Origin of the sequence: Pseudomonas sp. ADAK13, assembly GCF_012935715.1 — a bacterium.
Taxonomy (GTDB): Bacteria; Pseudomonadota; Gammaproteobacteria; order Pseudomonadales; family Pseudomonadaceae; genus Aquipseudomonas.
Map to the genome: position 1 here is coordinate 5131394 of NZ_CP052860.1, position 23315 is coordinate 5154708.

20 protein-coding genes and 1 pseudogene are annotated in these 23315 nt (G+C 62.2%); 9 read left to right on the top strand and 12 right to left on the bottom strand.

Features of this window, described 5'->3' with window-relative positions; translation table 11 throughout:
* Window positions 1-16 precede the first annotated feature (16 nt).
* Window positions 17-859: a PhzF family phenazine biosynthesis protein gene (locus HKK54_RS23735; RefSeq protein WP_178120994.1), complete on the top strand. Its 843-nt coding sequence runs from the start codon at window positions 17-19 to the stop codon at window positions 857-859.
* Here the strand turns inward: HKK54_RS23735 and HKK54_RS23740 are convergent.
* Complete coding sequence (locus tag HKK54_RS23740; RefSeq protein ID WP_029616022.1) at window positions 795-1172, bottom strand: thioredoxin family protein; 378 nt, start codon at window positions 1170-1172, stop codon at window positions 795-797. The two genes, HKK54_RS23735 and HKK54_RS23740, sit on opposite strands and share 65 nt — an antisense overlap.
* A gap of 148 nt (window positions 1173-1320) precedes the next feature.
* The gene (locus HKK54_RS23745; RefSeq protein ID WP_169388035.1) at window positions 1321-1557 is read right to left on the bottom strand and encodes a hypothetical protein; all 237 of its coding nucleotides are present in this window, start codon (window positions 1555-1557) and stop codon (window positions 1321-1323) included.
* Window positions 1558-1891: 334 nt separating this feature from the next.
* On the opposite strand from HKK54_RS23745, the gene HKK54_RS23750 reads away from it, so the two are divergent.
* The 8 genes from HKK54_RS23750 (at window position 1892) to HKK54_RS23785 (ending at window position 8520) form a co-directional block, all read left to right on the top strand.
* Window positions 1892-2740, top strand: a complete 849-nt coding sequence (locus HKK54_RS23750; protein ID WP_010173359.1) for a transporter substrate-binding domain-containing protein — start codon at window positions 1892-1894, stop codon at window positions 2738-2740.
* A gap of 52 nt (window positions 2741-2792) precedes the next feature.
* Entirely contained in the window at window positions 2793-3455 is a 663-nt protein-coding gene (locus HKK54_RS23755; RefSeq protein WP_003207993.1) for an amino acid ABC transporter permease, read from the top strand.
* Between the two features lie 9 nt (window positions 3456-3464).
* A complete protein-coding gene (locus tag HKK54_RS23760) occupies window positions 3465-4127 on the top strand; it encodes an amino acid ABC transporter permease (protein WP_010173357.1) in 663 nt (220 codons plus the stop codon).
* Window positions 4124-4909 (top strand): amino acid ABC transporter ATP-binding protein, encoded by a 786-nt coding sequence (locus HKK54_RS23765; RefSeq protein ID WP_169388036.1) that lies wholly within the window; start codon window positions 4124-4126, stop codon window positions 4907-4909. The genes HKK54_RS23760 and HKK54_RS23765 overlap by 4 nt, the downstream gene beginning before the upstream one ends.
* Window positions 4910-4933: 24 nt before the next feature.
* Window positions 4934-5323, top strand: a complete 390-nt coding sequence (locus tag HKK54_RS23770; protein ID WP_003208000.1) for a RidA family protein — start codon at window positions 4934-4936, stop codon at window positions 5321-5323.
* A 176-nt stretch (window positions 5324-5499) separates the two neighbouring features.
* Window positions 5500-6264: an IclR family transcriptional regulator gene (locus tag HKK54_RS23775; RefSeq protein WP_003208002.1), complete on the top strand. Its 765-nt coding sequence runs from the start codon at window positions 5500-5502 to the stop codon at window positions 6262-6264.
* Window positions 6265-6273: 9 nt separating this feature from the next.
* A complete protein-coding gene (locus HKK54_RS23780) occupies window positions 6274-7482 on the top strand; it encodes an amino acid deaminase (protein WP_169388037.1) in 1209 nt (402 codons plus the stop codon).
* Window positions 7483-7611: 129 nt separating this feature from the next.
* The gene (locus tag HKK54_RS23785; protein WP_010173348.1) at window positions 7612-8520 is read left to right on the top strand and encodes a sugar kinase; all 909 of its coding nucleotides are present in this window, start codon (window positions 7612-7614) and stop codon (window positions 8518-8520) included.
* Between the two features lie 114 nt (window positions 8521-8634).
* Here HKK54_RS23785 and HKK54_RS23790 read toward each other — a convergent pair.
* The 10 genes and pseudogenes from HKK54_RS23790 to HKK54_RS23835 form a co-directional block, all read right to left on the bottom strand.
* Window positions 8635-8925: pseudogene (locus HKK54_RS23790) on the bottom strand (peptidylprolyl isomerase); the annotation flags it as partial.
* A gap of 27 nt (window positions 8926-8952) precedes the next feature.
* Window positions 8953-11490, bottom strand: a complete 2538-nt coding sequence (locus tag HKK54_RS23795; protein WP_029616021.1) for a PAS domain-containing hybrid sensor histidine kinase/response regulator — start codon at window positions 11488-11490, stop codon at window positions 8953-8955.
* Between the two features lie 135 nt (window positions 11491-11625).
* Complete coding sequence (locus HKK54_RS23800) at window positions 11626-13584, bottom strand: acetoacetate--CoA ligase (protein WP_010173342.1); 1959 nt, start codon at window positions 13582-13584, stop codon at window positions 11626-11628.
* A gap of 194 nt (window positions 13585-13778) precedes the next feature.
* Window positions 13779-14552 (bottom strand): 3-hydroxybutyrate dehydrogenase, encoded by a 774-nt coding sequence (locus tag HKK54_RS23805; protein WP_169388038.1) that lies wholly within the window; start codon window positions 14550-14552, stop codon window positions 13779-13781.
* Window positions 14553-14559: 7 nt separating this feature from the next.
* Window positions 14560-15951, bottom strand: coding sequence for a GntP family permease (locus tag HKK54_RS23810; protein ID WP_010173338.1), 1392 nt, complete (start codon window positions 15949-15951; stop codon window positions 14560-14562).
* A 330-nt stretch (window positions 15952-16281) separates the two neighbouring features.
* Entirely contained in the window at window positions 16282-17679 is a 1398-nt protein-coding gene (locus HKK54_RS23815; protein ID WP_169388039.1) for a sigma-54 interaction domain-containing protein, read from the bottom strand.
* Entirely contained in the window at window positions 17676-19247 is a 1572-nt protein-coding gene (locus HKK54_RS23820) for an ABC transporter ATP-binding protein (RefSeq protein WP_169388040.1), read from the bottom strand. Before HKK54_RS23820 ends, HKK54_RS23815 begins: the two co-directional genes overlap by 4 nt.
* Window positions 19248-19258: 11 nt before the next feature.
* The gene (locus HKK54_RS23825; protein WP_010173332.1) at window positions 19259-20281 is read right to left on the bottom strand and encodes an ABC transporter permease; all 1023 of its coding nucleotides are present in this window, start codon (window positions 20279-20281) and stop codon (window positions 19259-19261) included.
* On the bottom strand, window positions 20281-21342 hold the full coding sequence (locus tag HKK54_RS23830) for a microcin C ABC transporter permease YejB (RefSeq protein WP_003208021.1): 1062 nt from the start codon (window positions 21340-21342) through the stop codon (window positions 20281-20283). The genes HKK54_RS23825 and HKK54_RS23830 overlap by 1 nt, the downstream gene beginning before the upstream one ends.
* The gene (locus tag HKK54_RS23835) at window positions 21342-23201 is read right to left on the bottom strand and encodes an extracellular solute-binding protein (RefSeq protein ID WP_169388041.1); all 1860 of its coding nucleotides are present in this window, start codon (window positions 23199-23201) and stop codon (window positions 21342-21344) included. The genes HKK54_RS23830 and HKK54_RS23835 overlap by 1 nt, the downstream gene beginning before the upstream one ends.
* Between the last annotated feature and the right edge of the window lie 114 nt (window positions 23202-23315).

Consider the following 23315-nt stretch of genomic DNA (forward strand, 5'->3'; position numbering starts at 1 on the left):
AGGAAGGGTTACCCGAATGACTTTGGACGTGCTTAAGATTTCTGCATTCTGTGATGGCAACCAGGGCGGTAACCCGGCCGGCGTATGGATCGGTGACCACTTGCCGGAAGCCGCAGAGATGCAGCGTATCGCTCACGAAGTCGGGTTTTCGGAAACCGTATTCGCCTGCCCGCAGGACGATGGCTGGCGCGTGCGTTACTTCGCGCCTCAGGCCGAAGTCGCCTTCTGCGGGCACGCCACCATTGCCCTCGGCGCAGCCCTGAGCCTGGCGCTGGGCGACGGCGAATTCCACCTGACGTTGAACAATGGCGATATTTCTGTCAGTGGCCGCAGCCAGGGCGACCTGATCGAAGCGGCCTTGCAATCCCCGCCAACCCGCAGTGCACCGGCAAACGATGCGCTGGTGGACGCGGGCCTGAGGTTGTTCGGCTACACCCGCAACGACCTGGACCCGAACATCCCGCCGGCTATCATCCATGGCGGTATCGACCACCTGGTGCTGGCCCTCGACAGCCGCGCCAGGCTCAGCCAGATGCACTATGAGCTGGAGGCCGGTCGCCGCTACATGACCGACGCCGGCTTGGGCACCGTGGTGCTGGTGTTCGCTGAAAGCCCGACGCTGTTTCACACCCGCAACCCGTTCGCGGTGGGCGGTGTGTACGAAGACCCGGCCACGGGCTCCGCTGCCGCCGCATTTGCCGGCTACCTGCGGGACCTGGGCTGGCCGCACAACGGCCGTATCGACTTCATCCAGGGCGAGGACATGGGCAGTCGCTCACGCTTGCAAGCGCAGATCACCGCGCAGCGGGGTGCGTCGATTCGGGTGTCGGGTACGGCGCGGTTGATGTTGGAGGACTGATTCTGGTCTTGGCGAACGTCTCGCTCAGAATTTTTTCGTCGAACCCCTTCAGCTTCTCGATCATTCGGCCATTCCGGAACACCAGCAGGGTGGGTGTGCCAGTCACATCCGGGTGCCTGGGGGTTTGGGCCGTATCGAGCACCAGGCTTTTCACGGTGCTGCCATATTTTCCGGCAATCTGCTCAAACAGTGGCCCGGCCTGACCGCAGGCCGGGCAATGCTGCGAGACAAACAACATGAACACCGTCTCATGCGACGCGAGCACTTGCTGATATTCCTCGGCATTGGCAATCACCGCCGTTGCAATTCCCATGATGATCTCCTTGGCAAAAGGGCAAGGCCCACGCTAAACCCGGCGATCAAAACGGTCTACTGTCAAAACTAACAGGTCCCCTGCAGCAATCCGCTTTTGTGGTGAGGGGGCTTGTCCCCCGTTGGGCTGCGCAGCAGCCCCAAGGCTTTCAACGCTGCGCCCGTTCCCGAGCCTTCTTCGCCAACCCCACGCACTGCTTATAGTCGCCCTGTTCCTTGGCGTCCTTCGCCCGGCGATAACCATGATGATTCTGGGTGGTGTAGTTCGTACTGAACGCCGCCTTGAGCTTGACCAGCTCGGCCTTGCATTCGCGCCGGTCATCCTTGGCAAACACCTGGCTGGCAAACACCAGCGACAACACCATAAGCACAAGACTGATCTTCATCTGAGCGCATTCCTTGGGGGCGGATCACCTGCAAAGGCTAGCCCAGCCACGGGATATTTCCATTCGGCCATCGCACCGCTTTCGTGCACGGTAACGCGCTGCTCCCGCACCCAAATGTGGCCTGTCACCCCGGTGTGTGGCCAACGGTAGCAATCTGATTGCAACGACTAGCCCAGCGCCTCATCGCCGATAAAAATTTATCTAATTGATTTTAAAAGAAATTAATCCCGAAATATTTTTCTGTTACTGCGTGTGGCACACTTTCTGCTGTCTATTCCGTTGTTACATACTAAGTTCCGGTATAGCGGAATACACAACTCCTGGAGTGCTTGTCATGCATCACCGACCTTCCGTGTTTAAAGCGTGTGTTTTTCTCTTCGCCGCATCGGCTTCCCTCGCAAGCGTAGTGCAAGCGGCGGACAGCAAGCTCGATACGGTGCTCAAGCGTGGGCACCTGATCGTGGGTACAGGCAGTACCAATGCGCCGTGGCACTTCCAGGGAGCGGATGGCAAGTTGCAGGGTTTTGATATCGACATCGGCCACATCGTCGCCAAGGGGCTGTTCAACGACCCGAGCAAAGTCGAGTACGTGGTGCAGTCCTCCGACGCCCGGATTCCCAACCTGTTGACCGACAAGGTCGACATGAGCTGCCAGTTCATCACCGTCACCGCCAGCCGTGCGCAGCAAGTGGCCTTCACCCTGCCGTACTACCGCGAAGGCGTGGGCCTGTTGCTGCCGGCCAACAGCAAGTACAAGGAAATCGAAGACCTGCAAGCCGCAGGCAGCGACGTCACCGTGGCCGTGCTGCAGAACGTCTACGCCGAAGAGCTGGTGCACCAGGCATTGCCTAAAGCCAAGGTCGACCAGTACGACAGCGTCGACCTGATGTACCAGGCCGTGAACTCCGGCCGTGCCGACACCGCCGCCACCGACCAGTCCTCGGTCAAGTACCTGATGGTGCAAAACCCGGGTCGCTACCGCAGCCCGAGCTACGCCTGGAGCCCGCAGACCTACGCGTGCGCCGTCAAGCGTGGCGATCAGGACTGGCTGAACTTCGTCAACACCGCGCTGCATGAAGCCATGACCGGCGTGGAATTCCCGATGTACAAGGCCTCGTTCAAGCAATGGTTCGGTGTGGATCTGCCAGAGCCTGCGATCGGTTTCCCGGTTGAGTTCAAGTAATTCGTAAACACTGGGGCGTCGCTGACGGCGCCCCAATCAGGTACTGCCGACCATGAACTATCAGTTGAACTTTGCCGCTGTGTGGCGCGACTTCCCCAGCTTGCTGGCGGGGCTCGGCCTCGGCCTTGAACTGGCACTGCTGTCCATCGCCATCGGTTGCGTGATCGGCCTGTTGATGGCGTTTGCCATGCTGTCCAAACACCGCGCGCTACGCATCGTGGCCTCGGTGTATGTGACGGTGATCCGCAACACCCCGATCCTGGTGCTGATCCTGTTGATCTACTTCGCCTTGCCGAGCCTGGGTATCCGGCTGGACAAGATCCCCTCGTTCATCATCACGCTGTCGCTGTACGCCGGTGCCTACCTGACCGAAGTATTCCGCGCAGGCCTCTTGAACATTCCCAAGGGGTTGCGTGAAGCGGGCCTGGCCATCGGCCTGGGCGAATGGCGCATCCGCGCGTACATCACCGTGCCGGTGATGCTGCGCAACGTGCTGCCGGCGCTGTCGAACAACTTCATCTCGCTGTTCAAGGACACCTCCCTGGCGGCCGCGATCGCGGTGCCGGAGCTGACCTATTACGCCCGCAAGATCAACGTCGAAAGCTACCGGGTGATTGAAACCTGGATGGTCACGACCGCGCTCTACGTGGCTGCCTGTTACCTCATTGCCATGCTGCTCCGTTACCTGGAACAGCGTTTGGCGATTCGCCGCTAAGGAGCGCCCATGTACGAATCCCCCAGCTGGCTGCATGAGTTGTGGATCGCCCGGGAAACCCTCTGGGCGGGGTTCCAGACCAGCGTCTATTGCTCGGCCCTGGCCATTATCTTCGGCACCCTGATCGGCATCGTTGCCGGGTTGATCCTGACCTACGGCAAATTCTGGATGCGCGCGCCGTTTCGCCTGTACGTCGACCTGATCCGCGGTACGCCGGTGTTTGTGCTGGTGTTGGCATGCTTCTACATGCTGCCGGCGCTTGGCTGGCAGATCACCGCGTTCCAGGCCGGTGCCGTGGGCCTGACGCTGTTCTGCGGTTCTCACGTGTCCGAGATTGTGCGCGGTGCGCTGCAAGCCATTCCCAAAGGGCAACTGGAAGCGGGCAAGGCCATCGGCCTGACGTTCTACCAGTCCCTGGGCTATGTGCTGCTGCCTCAGGCGTTGCGGCAGATCCTGCCGACCTGGGTCAACTCGTCCACGGAAATCGTCAAGGCTTCCACCTTGCTGTCGGTGATCGGCGTGGCCGAATTGCTGCTCAGCACCCAACAGGTCATCGCCCGGACGTTCATGACCCTGGAGTTCTACCTGTTCGCAGGCTTTATGTTTTTTGTCATCAACTACGCCATCGAATTGTTGGGGCGTTACATTGAAAAGCGGGTGGCGTTGCCATGAACCAACTCTCAAAAGAAAGCCAGCCACTGCTGAACATTCGCGGCCTGCGTAAACAGTACGGCCCGGTGGAAGTGCTCAAGGGCGTCGACCTGAGCATGCAGCGCGGCAACGTCGTGACGTTGATCGGCTCCAGCGGTTCGGGCAAGACCACGCTGCTGCGTTGCGTCAACCTGCTGGAAGAATTCCAGGGCGGCCAGATCACCCTCGACGGCGAATCCATTGGCTACAGCGACGTCGGCGGCAAGCGCGTGCGCCATCCGGAACGGGTGATTTCCCAGCACCGCGCGATGACGGGCATGGCGTTCCAGCAGTTCAACCTGTTCCCGCATTTGACCGCGTTGCAGAACGTCACCCTGGGCCTGCTCAAGGTCAAGAAGATGGGCAAGGACGAGGCGGTGGCGCTGGCGGAAAAATGGCTGGACCGTGTCGGCCTGCTGGAGCGGCGCAATCACTTCCCGGGCCAATTGTCGGGCGGCCAGCAACAGCGCGTGGCGATTGCCCGGGCGATTGCGATGAACCCAAGCCTGATGCTGTTCGACGAAGTCACCTCGGCCCTCGACCCGGAACTGGTGGGCGAAGTGCTCAGCGTGATCAAGGGGTTGGCGGAGGAGGGCATGACCATGTTGCTGGTCACCCACGAAATGCGCTTTGCCTATGAAGTCTCGGACAAGATCGTCTTCATGAACCAGGGCCGAATTGAAGAACAGGGGCCGCCGAAAGACATCTTCGAACGTCCGCAATCGCCGCGACTGGCGGAATTTCTCAAGAACATTCGTTTTTAATTCACTCGTTTCAGGAGATCCATTATGAGCATTACTCGTTACGGCACCGGCGCCACCGCAGGCGGTGGCCAGCCTCGTCCTTTCGCCCGCGCGGTGGAAGCGGACGGCTGGTTGTACGTGTCGGGCCAGGTGCCGGCGGTGGATGGTGAAATCATCACCGGCGGGATCGTCGAGCAGACGCACCAGACCATGCGCAACGTGGTGGCGATTCTCGAAGAAGCCGGCTACGCGCTGGAAGATGTGGTGCGCGTGGGTGTGTGGCTGGAAGACCCACGGGATTTCTGGAGTTTCAATAAAGTGTTCGGCGAATACTTCAACCCGGAACATGCTCCGGCGCGGGCGTGTGTGCAGGCGAACATGATGGTCGACTGCAAGGTGGAGATCGATTGCGTGGCCTACAAGAAAAAAGGCTAAATGCTGCGCCACACCTTTGACCTGTGGTGGTGCCTTTGTGGCGAGGGGGCTTGTCCCCCGTTGGGCTGCGAAGCGGCCCCAAAAAAGCGGGAGCGCTGCGCACTCCAACGGGGGACAAGCCCCCTCGCCACAGAGTTCTTTACGTGCCTTTAAATTTGACGGGACCCGAAACTGCCATGACCGAAGACACCATCAAACGCCGCGCCAAAGGCCTCGACCGGGCGTTCGATATCCTCGATTTCCTCAAGGAAATCGGCCAACCCCTGCGCCCGAATGATATCGCCAGCGGCATTGGCAGCCCCAAGTCCACGGTCTACGAACTGGTGGCCTCGTTGCTGGAGCGGCGCATCCTCGAAACCGTGGGCAAGGACGGTCACGTCTACCTCGGCCGTCAACTGTACTTCCTCGGCCAGGCCCACCTGCGTCATTTCGACCTGACTCGCGAAGCCGACCACGCCCTGCAGGAAATCGTCAGCCAGACCCACGAAACCGCCCAGATGTGCCTGCTCAACGGGCGCAAATACACCGTGGCCCTGATGCGCGAAGGCGAGCGGCATTTCCGCATTTCCTCCGACATCGGCGAGAACGCCCCAATCCCCTGGACCGCCTCCGGCCGCCTGCTGTTGGGCCACCTGAGCGACCAGCAAATCATCGACCTGATTGACTACGACGATTTCATCCTCCCGGACGGTCAGCGTCTGCCTCTGGAAACCTTCCTCGGGCAAATTCGTCAGGCCACCCTCGACGGATTTTTCTCCTTCGACAGCGTTGCCGACACCTTTACCCATTGCTTTGCCGCCCCGGTGCGGGACGCCCAAGGCATCAGCATTGCGACCCTGTGCATCGTGGCCCCACGGGCCGATGCCATCAAAAACTACAACGACTATCGCCGGGTGCTGATCGACAGCGCGAACAACCTGGCCCGTCGCATCAACGAATAGGAAACCCTTATGTCTGCCTTCAATGCCGTTGAAAAAGGCGCCGCCGAAGTCGGTGCGCATCTGGTGCGTGACGTCAGCCTGCCGGCCCTGGTGCTGCACCGTGATGCCCTGGAACACAACATCCGCTGGATGCAGGCATTCGTCAGCAACAGCGGCGCGCAACTGGCGCCCCACGGCAAGACCAGCATGATGCCGGCCCTGTTCCAGCGTCAGATCGAACAGGGCGCCTGGGGCATCACCCTGGCCAACGCCGTGCAGACCCGCGCCGCGTATGCCGGTGGTGTTCGCCGGGTATTGATGGCCAACCAACTGGTGGGCGCGCCGAACATGGCGCTGATTGCCGACCTGCTGGCCGACCCGGAATTCGACTTCCACTGCATGGTCGACCACCCGGACAACGTCGCCGACCTGGGCGCATTCTTCGCCGCTCGTGGCCTGCGCCTGAACGTGATGATCGAATACGGTGTGGTCGGCGGGCGTTGCGGTTGCCGCAGCGAACAGGAGGTGCTCGACCTGGCCAGGGCGATCAAGGCCCAGCCTGCGCTGGCCCTCACCGGCATTGAAGGCTACGAAGGGGTGATCCACGGCGAACACGCTATCAGCGGCATCCGCGAATTCGCCGCTTCCCTGGTGCGCCTGGCCGTCGACCTGCAAAACAGCGGCGCCTTCGACCTCGGCAAGCCGATCATCACCGCCTCGGGCTCGGCCTGGTACGACCTGATCGCCGAGTCCTTCGAAGCCCAGAACGCCGCCGGCCGCTTCCTCAGCGTATTGCGCCCGGGCAGCTACGTGGCCCACGACCACGGCATCTACAAAGAAGCGCAATGCTGCGTACTCGACCGTCGCAGCGACCTCAACGAAGGCCTGCGCCCCGCGCTGGAAGTCTGGGCCCATGTACAGTCGTTGCCGGAGCCTGGTTTTGCCGTGATCGCCCTCGGCAAGCGCGATGTTGCCTACGACGCTGGCCTGCCGGTGCCGCTCAAACGCTACAAGGCCGGCGTGTTGCCGGCGGTGGGGGATGACGTGACCGCGTGCAAGGTCACCGCCGTGATGGACCAGCATGCATTCATGGTGGTGGCGCCGGGGGTCGAGTTGCGTATTGGCGACATCATCTCCTTTGGTACTTCCCACCCGTGCCTGACGTTCGACAAGTGGCAAGTGGGTAATTTGGTGGATGAGCAGCTGCAAGTGATCGAAAGCCTGCATACCTGCTTCTAGACCGAGTCGCGCCCATCGCAGGCAAGCCAGCTCCCACATCGACCGTGTTCCTTCAGGTACAACACGGTCAACTGTGGGAGCCGGGCTTGCCCGCGATGAGGCCCTCAAGTACATCGAGAGACCCCAGGCATGAACACAAAACCCCGCATCGCCCTCATCGGCGAATGCATGATCGAACTGCAACACCGCGCCGACGGCAGCCTGCAACAAAGCTTCGGCGGCGACACCCTGAACGCCGCCGTCTACCTGCGCCGCGAACTGGGTGAGCCGAGCACCGTCGACTACGTCACCGCCCTGGGCGATGACAGCTTCAGCGACGCCATGTGCAAGCACTGGGCTGAGGAAGGCCTGGGCGTGGGTATGGTCCAGCGCTTGCCCGGGCGCTTGCCGGGTTTGTACTGCATCCAGACCGACGCCAAGGGCGAGCGCAAATTCCTCTACTGGCGCAACGAAGCGGCGGTACGCGACTGCTTCACCACACCGGCGGCCGAGCCGATTCTGGCCGCGTTGCCGGGGTATGACGTGGTGTATTTCAGCGGCATCACCCTGGCGGTGTTGGGCGAGGTGGGCCGTGAGCGGCTGCTGGAAACCCTGATCGAAACCCGTAAGCGCGGGGGAAAAGTGGTGTTCGACAACAACTACCGGCCACGTTTATGGGCCAGTCTAGAAGCGGCGCGTGCGGCGTATCACACGGTGTTGGCCGAGGTGGATATCGCCCTGTTGACCGAAGATGACGAGCGGGCGTTGTTTGGCTATGAGGACAGCGAACAGGTATTTGCGGCGTACCCGACGATTGCCGAGGTGGTGCTCAAGCGGGGCGCGGATGCTTGCCTGATTCGTTGTGAGGATGAGCGATTCGAGGTGCCGGCGTTGGTGGTGGAGAAGGTGGTCGACACCACGGCGGCGGGGGATTCATTCAGTGCGGCGTACCTGGCCAGCCGGCTCAAGGGCGGCTCGCCGCAGGATGCAGCCTTGGCCGGGCATCGCCTGGCGAGCCGGGTCATTCAAGTACCGGGTGCACTGATTCCCCGAGACTAACGCCATCTATTGTGGTGAGGGAGCTTGCTCCCGCTGGAGTGCGAAGCGCTCCCGGCTTTTTTGGGGCCGCTACGCAGCCCAGCGGGAGCAAGCTCCCTCGCCACAACAAGCCCCTCAATCCCGGTAAAACACCTGCACCAGGTGATACCCGAACTTGCTCTTGATCGGTCCGTGAACCACCTTCACGGGCTTTTTGAAGATCACCGCATCAATCACCCCCACCATCTGACCCGGCCGCACTTCACCCAGATCACCGCCGCGCTTGGCGGAAGGGCAGGTGGAGTACTTCTTGGCCAACACATCAAACGCTTCGCCCTTGGCAATACGCTGCTTGAGCTGTTCGGCTTCCTCGCTGGTTTTCACCAGAATGTGACGGGCTTGGGCTTTCATTGATCGGTCCTGATGTGAAACGGCGCGCGATTATGCCTGAAGTCAGGCCTCTGAGCTGATCATGCTGCGGATTTTGTTAGCCAGCAGGTCAATCGAAAACGGCTTGGCCACCATGTCCATGCCTTCCTCCAGGAACCCTTGGCGCTCGGCGGCTTTCTCGGCGTAACCGGTCATGAACAGCACTTTGAGTTCGGGCCGGTGCTGCCGTGCAATCTCCGCCAGTTGCCGGCCATTCATCCCGGGCAGGCCCACGTCGGTCACCAGCAAGTCCACGCGCAGATCGGATTCCAGTAACGGCAACGCCGCCCGTGCATCCGCCGCCTGATGGGCGGTGTAGCCCAGTTCATCCAGTACATTCACCACCAGCATCCGCACTGCCGGGTCGTCCTCGACCACCACCACCGCTTCACCCGCCAGCGCCACCGGGGCTTCGGCCTGGCTGGCGGGCGCGGTTCTTTCCAGCGCGGTGCCATGCAGGCGCGGCAGGTACAGGCGCACGCAGGTGCCCTGGCCAGGCTGGCTTTCAATGGTGACGTGGCCGCCGGACTGCTGGGCAAAGCCATAGATCATCGACAACCCAAGGCCGGTGCCCTGGCCGATGGGTTTGGTGGTGAAGAACGGGTCGAAGGCCTTGGCGAGGATCTTGGCGGTCATGCCGGCGCCGTTGTCGCTCACGCCGAGCATCACATAGTCGCCGGCCTTGACCGGCTCCAGGGTGGTGATGTCGGTGCCGTCGAGGTAGCTGTTGGCGGTCTCGATGCACAATTGCCCGCCGTCGGGCATTGCATCGCGGGCGTTTATCACCAGGTTAAGCAGGGCGTTTTCCAGCTGGCTGGCGTCGGTGTTCACCGGCCACACGTCGGCGCCGAGGTTCACCTTGAGTTCGATGTGCGCGCCCTTGGTGCGGCGGAACAAGTCTTCCAGGGACGCCACCAATTGGTTTGGGTCCACCGGCTTGCGGTCCAGCGACTGGCGGCGAGAGAAGGCCAGCAGGCGGTGGGTCAGCGCGGCGGCGCGATGGGCCGAGGACACGGCGGCGTCGGTGAAGCGACCGATCTCGTCGCTGCGCCCGGCGGCGATGTAGCGTTGCATCAAGTCCAGGCTGCCGATGATCCCGGTGAGCATGTTGTTGAAGTCATGGGCGATGCCGCCGGTGAGCTGGCCGACCGCTTCCATCTTCTGGGCATGGCGCAGGGCGTCTTCGGCACGCTCGCGCTCGAACATCTCGTTTTGCAGGCGCTGGTTGGCTTCGGCCAGGGCCTGGGTGCGCTGGCTGACGCGCTCTTCGAGGTTTTCGTTCAGATGGCGCAGGGCTTCTTCGGTGAGCTTGCGCTCGGTCTCGTCGATCACAAAAATGTAGAAACCGTTGACCGATCCGTCAGCGCTGAAACGCGGCAGGTATTTCATCAGCGCGTGGCGCGGCCGCCCGTCATGGTGCGGCGTGACGGTGACAAAACTGCAGGCCTTGCCCTTGAGCGCCGCTTCGATTTTGTCGACGCGCCCGGCATAGACTTCATCCCCCAGCACCTCGCGGATGGACTTGCCGTACAGCTCCTGCGGGGTCATGCCGTACCAGTCCAGGTAGGCGCTGTTGTTCAGGCGAAAGCGCTGCTCATGGTCGACATAGCCGATCAGCACCGGCATGGCGTTGATGATCAACTGCAGCTCGGTCTGGCTTTGGCGCAGGGCCTGTTCGGTGTGCTTGCGTTCCGTCAGGTCGAGAGCGGCGCCGAGAAAGCGCGCCGGGCGGCCATGGTGGTCCTTGTAGCAGCGACCCCGGGCAAACACCCAGCGCACTTCGCCACCGGCTTGCAGCAGGCGATATTCCTCGGCGTATTCGGTGCCGTGGGTGATGCAATGCTTGATGCTGCGGGCCACCATGCCACGGTCTTCGGGGTGCACGCCTTGCAGGTAGTCGCTGATGGGCAGCAGGCCGGCATCGCAGGGGTCTACACCGTGCAACTGGGCGAAATGCGCGTCGGCGATAAACCGGTCTTCGCCGATGTCCCAGTCCCAGGTGCCCACGGCGTCGGTGGCGGCCAGGGCCAGTTGCAGGCGCTGCTCGGTGTTGCGCTGGGCCTTGAGGCTGTTTTCGGTACGCTGCTGGAGTTCCAGGGCGATGCGCCGGCGCTCGTTGGTTTCGATCGCGGTGATCAGGATCCCGGCGACCTGGCCGCGTTCGTCACGAATCGGGCTGTAGGTCAGGTCGAGCCAGATCTCGGTGTCACGGTGGTTGCGTTGCAGCACGAAACGCTGTTCGGTGAAGGTGCGCACCTGGCCCGTGAGGACGGCGCTGTAGATCGGGTCGGTGAACGGCTTGAGTTCCGGCCAGATCAGGTCGGCGGGCTGGCCGAAGGCAGCCGGGTGCTTGTTGCCGGCCAGCAGGGCGAAGCCGTCGTTGTAAATCTGGGTGAGTTCGGCGCCCCACAGCAACAGCATCGGCATCGGCGAATGAATCACGATGTCGACGGCTGTACGGAGGCTTTGCGGCCAATCAATGGCGTCACCGAGGGGGCTTCGTGCCCAGTCCAGCCGCGCAATCAGTGCCGCGGCCTCGCTGCCGGTGGGTGATACGTTCATGTAAATGCCCTGCGCGTAACGCTTGAAGAATGACAAAAGCCGATTATCCCGCGAGCGGGGATCGGCTTTCCACCCTCGAAAAATAGCATGCTTGAGGGCTTTGTCTTCAAATGAGTGCTTAAGGGCTAAAACGTTTCATCTTTCTGCCAGCTCCCGACGGTCACGGAATTGCTCCAGGGCTTCGGGGTTCGCCAGTGCGTCGGTGTTCTTGACCGCCTCGCCGTGCACCACATTGCGCACCGCCAATTCAACGATCTTGCCGCTGATGGTGCGCGGGATATCCGTCACCGCCAGAATCTTCGCCGGCACATGGCGTGGCGTGGTGTTGGCGCGGATCACCTGGCGGATCTGCTGCTCGAGGGCGTCATCCAGTTCGATGCCATCGTTGAGGCGCACAAACAACACCACCCGCACGTCGTCCTGCCAGCGTTGGCCGATGGCCAGGCTTTCCAGGACCTGGGGTACCTTTTCTACCTGGCGATAAATCTCCGCGGTGCCGATGCGCACGCCGCCGGGGTTGAGCACGGCGTCTGAACGACCATGGATCAGCAGGCTGCCATTGGGCCGTTGTTCGGCGTAGTCGCCCTGGGCCCACACGCCGGGGAACTGGCTGAAATACGAGGCCCGCAGTTTTTTCTGATCAGGGTCATTCCAGAGGCCGATGGGCATCGCCGGGAAGTGTCGGGTGCACACCAACTCGCCTTTTTCGCCCACCAGCGGGTGGCCCTGGTCGTCCCACACTTCGATGGCCATCGCCAGGCTCTTGCACTGCATCTCGCCACGGCGCACCGGCAGCACCGGGTTGCCGATCACAAAGCAGGAGACGATGTCGGTACCGCCCGACATCGACGACAGGCACAGTTCGGGCTTGATCTCGCGGTACACGTAATCGTAGCTCTGGGGCGACAGCGGCGAGCCCGTGGAGATCAAGCCCTTGAGGCTGCCCAGGTCATGGCTCAGGCGCGGTTGCAGCCCGGCTTTTTCCAGGGTCGCGAGGAATTTCGGGCTGGTGCCGAATACGCTGATTTTCTCCTGATCGATCAGGTCCATCAGGCGTTCCGGCCCGGGGTGAAACGGTGAACCGTCATAGAGCACCGCCGTGGCACCGATGGCCAACACCGACACCAGCCAGTTCCACATCATCCAGCCGCAGGTGGTGTAGTAGAACAGGCAGTCGTCCCGGGACAGGTCGGCGTGCAGGCCGTGTTCCTTGAGGTGGGTGAGCAGCACGCCGCCGGTGCCGTGGATGATGCACTTGGGCACGCCGGTGGTGCCGCTGGAATACAGGATGTACAGCGGGTGGTCGAAAGGCACGGCGACGAAGTCGGGCTCGCCGCCGGGGGTGTAGAAGTCGCTCCAGAGTGCGACGCTGGCTTGGGTTTGATAGTCCTCGGGGCGCGCTTGCGGGCGGGCATACGGCACGATGATCAGTTGTTGCAGGGACGGCAGCCGTTCGAGGATTTCATTGAGCTTGCTGCTTTGGTCGATGACCTTACCGGCGTAGCGGTAGCCGGCGCAGGTGATCAGCACCTTGGGTTCGATCTGGCCGAAGCGGTCGATCACGCCCTGGGTGCCGAAGTCGGGTGAAGAGCACGACCAGATGGCCCCGAGGCTGGTCGTGGCGAGCATGCCCACCAGGGTTTGCCAGGTGTTGGGCATGCACGCGGCCACCCGGTCACCCACGCCCACACCGGCGGCCCGCAGGCTGCGTTGCAGGCCGGCGACGTGGCGGGCCAGTTCGGCGTAGCTCAGTTGCTCGCGCTGGCCGTCTTCGCCGAGGGCGACCACGGCGGGGTGATCATCGCGGCGGCGCAGCAAGTGTTCGGCAAAGTTCAGGGTGGCGCCGGGAAACCACTGAGCGCTGGGCATCTCGGCGTCTTCAATCAGCACTGCGCTGGGCGGTGTACGGAACTGCACATCGAAGAACTCGACAATCGCCCGCCAGAAGTCCGGGCGCTGGTCGATGCTCCACTGGTGCAGGGCCGGGTAATCGCTGATCTGCAAGGCATGGCGATCATTGATGAAGCGCCGGAACTGGTCCATCCGGGTGGCATGGATGCGTTCGGGGGAGGGTTGCCAGAGTATTTCGGACATTATTGGCCTCTTGTTATGTGTCGACCGCAAAGATGCTCTAAATGTGGCGAGGGAGCTTGCTCCCGTTGGGTGGCGAAGCCGCCCCAGCAATGCTCATGCGGTCTTTCAGATAAAGCGCGGTTGCAGGTTTTGGGGCTGCTGCGCAGCCCAACGGGAGCAAGCTCCCTCGCCACAAAAGCGTCACTGATGAATACTTATTGGGCCAGCCAGCCACCGTCGATATTCCACGCCGCGCCGCGCACCTGGCTGCCGGCTTCGCTGCACAGGAACAGTACCAGTTCCCCCAGTTGTGGCGGTGTCACGAATTCCAGCGACGGCTGCTTCTCCGCCAGCAAATCATGCTGCGCCTGTTGCGGGTCCACCCCGGTCGCGATGCGATCATCAATCTGCTTCTGCACCAGCGGCGTCAACACCCAACCCGGGCAAATGGCATTGCAGGTGACATTACTCTGGGCCGTTTCCAGGCCCACCACTTTGGTCAGGCCGATCACCCCGTGCTTGGCCGCCACATAGGCCGCCTTGCCCACCGAACCCACCAGACCATGTACCGAAGCGATATTCACGATCCGTCCCCAGCCCCTGGCCTTCATGCCCGGCAGGCTCAGGCGCGTGCTGTGGAACACCGACGACAGGTTGATCGCAATGATCGAATCCCAGCGCTCCACCGGAAACTCATCCACTGGCGCCACGTGCTGGATCCCGGCGTTGTTCACCAGGATGTCGATGCCGCCAAACTCGCGCTCGGCGTAGGCGATCATCTCGGCGATCTGCGCCGGGTCGCTGACGTCGGCAGGGTGATGCCCGACTTTTCCGCCGAAGGCCTGCACCTGGGCGATCACCGCGCTGGCGTCGCCGAAACCGTTGAGGATCAGGTTGGCGCCGGCCTTGGCCAGGCTCAGGGCAATGCCCAGGCCGATGCCGCTGGTGGAGCCGGTGACCAGGGCGGTCTTGCCGTTCAATGTCGTCATATCAACCTCACACAATGCCGGTGGCGTAGAAAGTACCAATCACCACGAACACCGCGAGGGTCTTGATGATCGTGATGCCGAAAATATCTTTATAGGCTTCGCGGTGGGTCAGCCCGGTCACCGCCAGCAGCGTGATCACGGCGCCGTTGTGGGGCAGGGTGTCCATGCCGCCGCTGGCCATGGCCGCGACCCGGTGCAGTACTTCAAGGGGGATATTGGCCGCATGGGCCGCTGAAATAAAGCTCTCCGACATGGCCGCCAGCGCGATGCTCATGCCGCCCGAGGCAGAACCGGTGATGCCGGCCAGCAGGGTCACGGTAATCGCTTCGTTGACCAGCGGGTTGGGGATGCCCTTGAGCCAGTCCGCCAGCACCAGGAAGCCCGGCAAGGAGGCGATCACCGCACCAAACCCATATTCCGACGCGGTGTTCATCGCCGCCAGCAGGGCACCGCTGACCGCGCTCTTGCTGCCCTCGGCGAGCTTGCTGCGAATCGCCGAGAAACCGAACACCAGCACCACGATAATCCCCACCAGCAAGGCCGCCTGCACCGCCCAGATCGCCGTCAGTTTGGCGACTTCGGTTTGTACCGGCGCGCTCATGCCCGGCAGACTGAGGGTGTGGGTCTTGCCGTACCACAGCGGAATCCAGTGGGTGAACAGCAGGTTCATGATGCCCACCAGCAACAGCGGCGACAGGGCGATCCACGGGTTGGGCAGCTTGATATCTTCGGCGGTTTCCGGCTCGTTGCGCAGGTTGGTGCCATAGCCTTCACCGGCGCGCTGGGCCTTGTTGCGCTGGCGGGCCAGGTACAGCATGCCGACGCAGAACACGAAGATCGTGCCGATCAATCCCAGCCACGGCGCGGCCCAGGCGGTGGTGTTGAAGAAGGTGCTGGGGATGATGTTCTGGATCTGCGGCGTGCCGGGCAGGGCGTCCATGGTGAACGAGAACGCACCGAGGGCGATGGTCGCCGGCAACAGCCGCTTGGGGATATTGCTTTGGCGGAACATCTCGGCGGCAAACGGGTACACCGCGAACACCACCACGAACAGCGACACGCCGCCGTAGGTCAGCAGGGCGCACACCAGCACGATCACCAGCATCGCCTGGCGGGTGCCGAGCAACTGGATCGCCGCGGCGACGATGGAGCGCGAGAAGCCGGAAATCTCGATCAGCTTGCCGAACACCGCGCCGAGCAGGAACACCGGAAAATACAGTTTGAGGAAGCCGACCATTTTCTCCATGAACACCCCGGTAAAAGCGGGAGCGACGGCAGAAGGGTCGGTGAGCAGCACGGCGCCGAGGGCGGCGATGGGGGCAAACAGGATGACGCTGTAGCCGCGGTAAGCGGCCAGCATCAGCAACGCCAGGGCTGCGAGGGCAATGATCACACTCATGGTGTGTCTCCATCTGATTGTTATTTTTGTGGGGGTGAGGCTGTGGGGAGGGGCTATAGCGAGATGTGTGCCAAGTGGTTAACTTGTTGAAATATAAGGGTAATATTGTATTTTGATGAGTGGATTCCGGAATTTGTCTCTGAATTGAGACTGGCGCTGATCAAATGTGGGAGCTGGCTTGCTGTGGTGAGGGGGCTTGTCCCCCGTCGGGTTCACCACAGATTGATGGGGCTGCTTCGCAGCCCAGCGCGGGGCAAGCCCGCTCGCCACAGCAAGCTCGCTCCCACATTGGATTTTCTCTGTATTTGGAATTGTGTCTCTTTTTGGAGATTAGGCGATGCCCAAGGCAACCATCTTCTTGTACAAGGTCGACCGGCCAAGCCCCAGCCGCTTCGCCGCCTCCACCACATTCCCCTCACAGGCCTTCAACGCCGCCCCAATCACCTGCCGATCAAACCGCTCCCGGGCCGCGCTGAAACGCTCGCCCTCAACCGTCTCTACCGAACTGTGCTCTACCGGGCTGAACGTCCCGATGGCTGCGCGAATTTCGCTGGCATTCAACACCAGGTCATCACTCAACAACGCCGCCCGTTCCAGCACATTGCGCAGTTCGCGGATATTCCCCGGCCACGCATGCTGTGCCAATAACGCCAGGGCCTCACGATCCAGCTCATGCTGGCTGCGCAATTCCTCCAGAATCGCCTCGCTCAGCGCCGGCAAGTCGTCCAGCCGCGCGCGCAATGGCGGCACCTGGATCGGCAGCACATTCAGCCGGTAATACAGGTCCGCCCGGAACTCACCGCGCTTGATCGCCGCTTCCAGGTCCATCGACGTGGCGGCAATCACCCGCACATCGCTGTGGATCATCTCGTTGGAGCCCACCGGCTCGAACTCTTTCTCCTGCAACACCCGCAGCAATTTGCTTTGCAGCGGCAGGGGCATGTCGCCGATCTCATCAAGGAACAGCGTGCCGCCCTGGGCAATTTGCAGCTTGCCGGGACGGCCCTTGCGGTCGGCGCCGGTAAACGCGCCCGGTGCGGTGCCGAAGAATTCAGCTTCCAGCAAATCATGAGGAATGGCCGCGCTGTTGATGCTGACAAACGCCTTGTGTGCCCGGGGCGAGGCGCCGTGAATCGCCTGGGCCAGCAGCTCCTTGCCGGTGCCGGTTTCCCCCAGCAGCAACACCGGCGATTCCGCACTCGCACTGCGCCGCGCCCGGCGTTTGACTTCCAGGCTGGCCGCGCTGGTGCCGATAAAGTGCGCGAAGTTGTACTTGCTCTGCCGCGACCTCAGCAGCGAACGGGTAGACGCCAGTTCCTGCTGCATGCTCAGGTAGCGCTCGATCAGCGGCGACAGGTTGCGCAGCTCATCAAACAGTGCAAACCCGATCGCTCCGATCACCTTGCCCGCATCGTCATGGATCGGCAGGCGCATCACCACCAGCGGGCCTTTGGGGGTGTCCTGGATGTCCAGCAAAATCGGCTGGTCATTGCGCACCACCTGGCGCAGCAGGCTGTTGGAAATCACCTGCTCGCAGGGTTGGCCGATGGCGTCGTCGGCGTTTTTCAGGCCGAAGCGCTTGGCGTAGCGCTCGTTCATCCAGACGATATTCGCGTCGCCGTCGACGATCACGGTGCCTTCGCTGGACTGCTCGATGATCTCGAACAACGACTGGATCGCCAGGCCACGAACGTATTGGTAATCCTTGAGGCTGCCGGTGGTGCTCATGGGTGCGCCGCCGCGAGGAGTTCCCGGGTGTAGGGGTGTTGAGGCGCGGCAAACACTTCATCGCTCGGCCCGCGTTCCACCACCTTGCCGTCCTTGATCACGATCATGTCGTGGGCCAGGGCCCGCACTACGGCGAGGTCATGGCTGATAAACAGGTAGGTCAGGCCGTATTTTTCCTGCAGCTCAAGCAGCAATGCGACCACCTGTTTCTGCACGGTACGGTCCAGCGCCGAGGTGGGTTCGTCCAGCAGGATCAACGCCGGCTTGAGCATCAGCGCGCGGGCAATGGCGATGCGCTGGCGCTGGCCGCCGGAGAATTCATGGGGGTAGCGATGCCGGCTGGCGGGGTCCAGGCCCACATCTTCCAGCACGCGGATCACCTGGGCTTCGCGGTCCTTGAGGCTGCACGGGGCATGCACTTCCAGGCCTTCGCTGATGATCTGCGCCACCGACATCCGTGGGCTGAGGCTGCCGAACGGGTCCTGGAACACCACCTGCATCTGCTTGCGCCACGGCTGCATCTGCTTTTGCGTCAGGCCTTCGAGGGCCTCGCCCTGGAAGCGAATCGCGCCGCTGGAATCCAGCAGCCGCAAAATCGCCTGGCCCAGGGTGGATTTGCCCGAGCCGGACTCGCCGACAATGCCCAAGGTTTTGCCGCGCTGCACCGTCAGGCTGATGCCATCCACGGCTTGCAGGTACTGCTTGCGCCGGAACAGTCCGCCGCCCAGCGGGAACTGCACGCTCAAGTCATCCACCTGCAACACCGTGTCGCGCACCTCGTGATTCAAGACGATGCCTGCCGGTTCTGCATCCAACAGCAGGCGGCTGTAAGGGTGCTTGGGGGCGCAAAACAGGGTTTCGCAATCCGCCTGCTCGACAATCTCCCCGGCCTTCATCACGCACACCCGCTGGGCAATGCTGCGCACCAGGTTGAGGTCGTGGCTGATCAGCAGCAGCGACATGCCCAGGCGCTGTTGCAGGGACTTGAGCAGCAGCAGGATCTTGCGCTGCACCGTCACGTCCAGTGCGGTGGTCGGCTCGTCGGCGATCAACAGTTCCGGCTCGCAGGCCAGGGCCATGGCGATCATCACCCGCTGGCGCTGGCCGCCGGAGAGTTGATGGGGGTAGGCCTTGAGGCGCTCCCGGGGCTTCTGGATGCCCACCAGTTCGAGTAACTCAAGGATCCGCGCCTGGGCTTGCTTGCCGCCCAGGCCCTTGTGCAGCAGCAGGGTTTCGCCGATCTGCTTCTCGATGCTGTGCAGCGGGTTCAGGGAGGTCATTGGCTCCTGGAAGATCATCGCAATCCGGTTGCCCCGCAGTTTTTGCAGGGTGGCGGGCGAGGCGCCGAGCAGTTCCTGGCCGCGATAACGTATCGAACCGGAGGTCTCGGTGCCGGCTTCGGGCAGCAGTTGCAGGATCGAATGGGCAGTCACCGACTTGCCCGAACCCGACTCGCCCACCAGCGCCAGGCACTCGCCGGGGCGTACATCCAGGCACAGCTTGCGCACCACGGTCTGGCCGTTGAAGGCGACGCTCAGGTCGCGAATCTCGATCAGGTTTTCAGTCATCTCAACGGCCTTCATGAGCGTGGGTCGAAGGCGTCACGCAACGCCTCGCCGATAAACACCAGCAACGACAGGATCAGCGCCAGGGTGAAAAATGCAGTCAGCCCCAGCCACGGCGCTTGCAGGTTCTGCTTGCCCTGGGCGATCAGTTCACCCAAGGAGGCGCTGCCGGCGGGCATGCCGAAGCCGAGGAAATCCAGGGCGCTCAAGGTGGAAATCGCCCCGGTCAAAATGAACGGCAAGTAGCTCAGGGTGGCGGTCATCGCGTTCGGCAGGATATGCCGGCGGATGATCTTGCCGTCCCCCAGGCCCAGTGCCCGCGCGGCCTTGACGTACTCCAGGTTGCGCCCCCGCAGGAACTCGGCGCGCACCACGTCCACCAGGGCCAGCCACGAAAACAGCGCCATGATGCCCAGCAACCACCAGAAATTGGGTTCGACAAACCCCGACAGAATGATCAGCAAGTACAGCACCGGCAGCCCGGACCACACTTCCAGGATGCGTTGCCCGAGCAGGTCGACCCAGCCACCGTAGTAACCCTGCAAGGCCCCGGCGGCGATGCCGATGGCGGCGCTGATGGCGGTGAGGGCCAGGGCAAACAGGATCGACACCCGGGCGCCGAAGATCACCCGCGCCAGCACGTCGCGGGACTGGTCGTCGGTGCCCAGCCAGTTCACGCTGGAGGGCGGGCTGGGGGCGGGGCGGGTCAGTTCATAGTTGGGGGTGTCGTCGCTGAACGGGATCGGCGGGAACAGCATCCAGCCGCCGTCCTTCTTGATCAGGTTCTGCACGTATTCACTGCGGTAATCCGCCTGGAACGGCAGCTGCCCGCCGAACGCCTGCTCGGTGTAGCGTTTGAACACCGGGAAATACAGCTCGTCCTGGTAGCTGAGCACCAGGGGTTTGTCGTTGGCGATCAGTTCGCCGCCGAGGGTCAGGATAAACAGGCCGATAAACAGCCACAGCGACCACCAGCCGCGCCGGTTTTTCTTGAAGCGTTCAAAGCGCCGGCGGGCCACGGGAGAGAGCTTGAGCATCAGGCGTTCCTCGCGGCGAAGTCGATACGCGGGTCCACCAGGGTGTAGCAGAGGTCACCGATGAGTTTTATCAAGAGGCCAAACAACGTGAAGATAAACAATGAACCGAATACCACCGGATAGTCCCGTGAAACCGCCGCTTCGTAGCTCATGCGGCCCAGGCCATCGAGGGAGAAAATCACCTCGATCAGCAGCGAACCGGCAAAGAACACGGCGATAAACGCCTGGGGAATCCCCGAGATCACCAGCAGCATGGCGTTGCGAAACACATGTCCGTACAGCACCCGGCGTTCGCTCAAGCCTTTGGCCCGGGCGGTGACCACGTACTGGCGGGTGATCTCATTGAGGAACGAGTTTTTGGTGAGGATGGTCAAGGTGGCGAAACCGCCGATCACCAGGGCGCTGACCGGTAATACCAGGTGCCAGAAGTAATCGGCGATCTTGCCCACGGTGCTCAACTGGTCGAAGTTTTCCGAGACCAGCCCGCGCACCGGGAACCAGTTCAGCGAGGTGCCGCCGGCGAATACCACGATCAGGAACATCGCAAACAGGAACGCCGGCATCGCATAGCCAATCACGATGGCGGTGCTGCTCCACACATCAAAACTGCTGCCATGGCGCACCGCCTTGCGAATCCCCAGCGGGATCGACACCAGGTAGGTGATCAAGGTGGCCCACAGCCCGAGGGAAATGGTCACCGGCATCTTTTCGAGGATCAGGTCGGTCACGCTTTTACCGCGAAAGAAACTATTGCCGAAGTCCAGCTGGGCGTAGCTCTTGAGCATCAGCCACAGGCGTTCCGGCGCGGGTTTGTCGAAGCCGTATTGTTTTTCGATGTCCTTGATCAGTTTCGGGTCCAGGCCACGGCTGGCCCGTGAACCACTGCTGAGGCTTTCGGCAGACGAGCCGCCGACACCACCGCCCCCGATGCCTTGCAGGTGGGCGATCGCCTGTTCCACCGGCCCGCCGGGCGCGGCCTGCACGATAACGAAGTTCACCAGCAGGATAATCACCAGGGTCGGAATGATCAGCAGCAAGCGCCGCACGATATAGGCAAACATCAGCGGGCTCCCGGGCGTTTGGTCAGTTCGGCTTTCATCTGTTCATTGGTCAGCGGCGTGGGGCTGATTTCCCACCAGGTTTCCAGGGCTTCGTCCGTCTTGGCTTCCACCGCCGGGCGGCCGAAGCGGTTCCACCACGCGGCGGAGGTGCCCGGCGGGTAGTAGTTGGGAATCCACAGGTAATTCCATTGCAGTACGCGGTCCAGGGCGTGCGCGTAACTGAGCATCTGCGACTGGGTGTTGGCCTTGACCAGGCCGTTGATCAGGCTGTCGACGGCCGGGTCTTTCAGCACCATGTAGTTGTTGGCGCCGGTATCAAACGCAGCGGCGGAACCGAAGTAGTTGTACAGCTCCATCCCTGGCGAAGTGGTGACCGGGAAGCCGGTGACGATCATGTCGTAGTCCCGGGCCATCAGGCGGTTGACGTATTGCGAGGAGTCGATACGGCGGATGTTCAGGGTGATGCCGATCTGCGCCAGGTTGCGTTTGTACGGCAACAACAGGCGTTCCATGCCGTTCTGGGCATTGAGGAAGGTGAACTCCAGCGGTTCGCCGGCGGCGTTTACCAGTTTGTCGCCGTCGGGCTTCCAGCCGGCCTGCTCCAGCAGCGCCAGGGCTTGCAGTTGCTTGTCGCGGATCATCCCGGTGGCATCGGTGGTCGGCGCCTTGAATACTTGGGTAAACACTTCGTCGGGAATCTGCCCGCGCAGGGGTTCAAGAATTGCCAGCTCCTGGGCGTCCGGCAGTTGGGTCGCTGCCAGCGGGCTGTTGGAGAAGAAGCTCTGCTGGCGGATGTACATATTGCGCATCATCTGCCGGTTGGCCCATTCGAAGTCCCATAGCATGGCCAGGGCCTGGCGCACGCGGCGGTCCTTGAACATCGGTTTTTGCACGTTGAACACGTAGCCCTGGGCCGGTTGCGGTGCTTCCTTGGCCAGGTGCGCGCGTTGCAGGCGGCCATCGTCAAGGGCCGGGCCGTTGTAGCCGATGGAGTAGCCGGTGGCGGAGAATTCGCGGTTGAAGTCGTAGGCACCGCCCCGCAGTACCTGGCGCGCCACTTCGGTGTCGCCGAAGTATTCGAGGCTCAGGTGATCGAAGTTGTACAGGCCACGGCTGATGGGCAGGTCTTTGCCCCACCAGTTCGGGTCGCGCTTGAAGGTGATGGTGTTGCCGGCATCCACCTTGCTGATGGTGTAGGGGCCGCTGCCGAGGGGAATCTCGTAGCCGCCGCCGTTGGCGAAGTCGCGGGTCTTCCACCAGTGCTCGGGAAATACCGGCAGGGTGGCGACGTCCAGGGGCAGGGTGCGGTTTTCATTGCTTGCGAAATCGAATCGCACCTGGCGCGGGCCTTCGACTTCCACGTGTTTGACGTCGGCGAACAGCGTGCGGTAACGCAGGCTGCCCTGGGTCATCAGCAGGTCGAAGCTGTAGCGCACGTCTTCGGCGGTGATCGGCTGGCCATCGGCGAAGCGCGCCTTGGGGTTCAGGTAAAAACGCAGGGACAGACCGTCGTCTGACCGCTCCATCTTTTCCGCCACCAGGCCGTAGACCGTATAGGGCTCGTCCAGCGAGCGCAGGGCCAGGGGCGAATACAGCCAACCGTCGACCTGGCTCACGCCGATGCCTTTGTCGCCGTAGGGCAGCACATGGTCGTAGCGGCCAATCTCGATCGCCGATCGCCGCAGGCTGCCGCCCTTGGGGGCATTCGGGTTGACATAGTCGAAGTGGGTGAAGCCGGGTTGGTATTTGGCCGGTTCGCCGTACACGGTCAGCGCCGATTGCGGCGCGGCGATCACGGCGGTGCTGGCCAGCAGCAGGGCCAGGGTGGAGCAAAACAGGGTAGAAAAAGCGACTCGCATTATCAGCCTTGGGCGCCGGGTGAAGAGGTAAAGGGATTTGTACGCTAAGCGCGTACGCATCGCCAGTCATCACACTGTCACAGATGCACAACGGCCCACCAAAGGGCGGGCCGT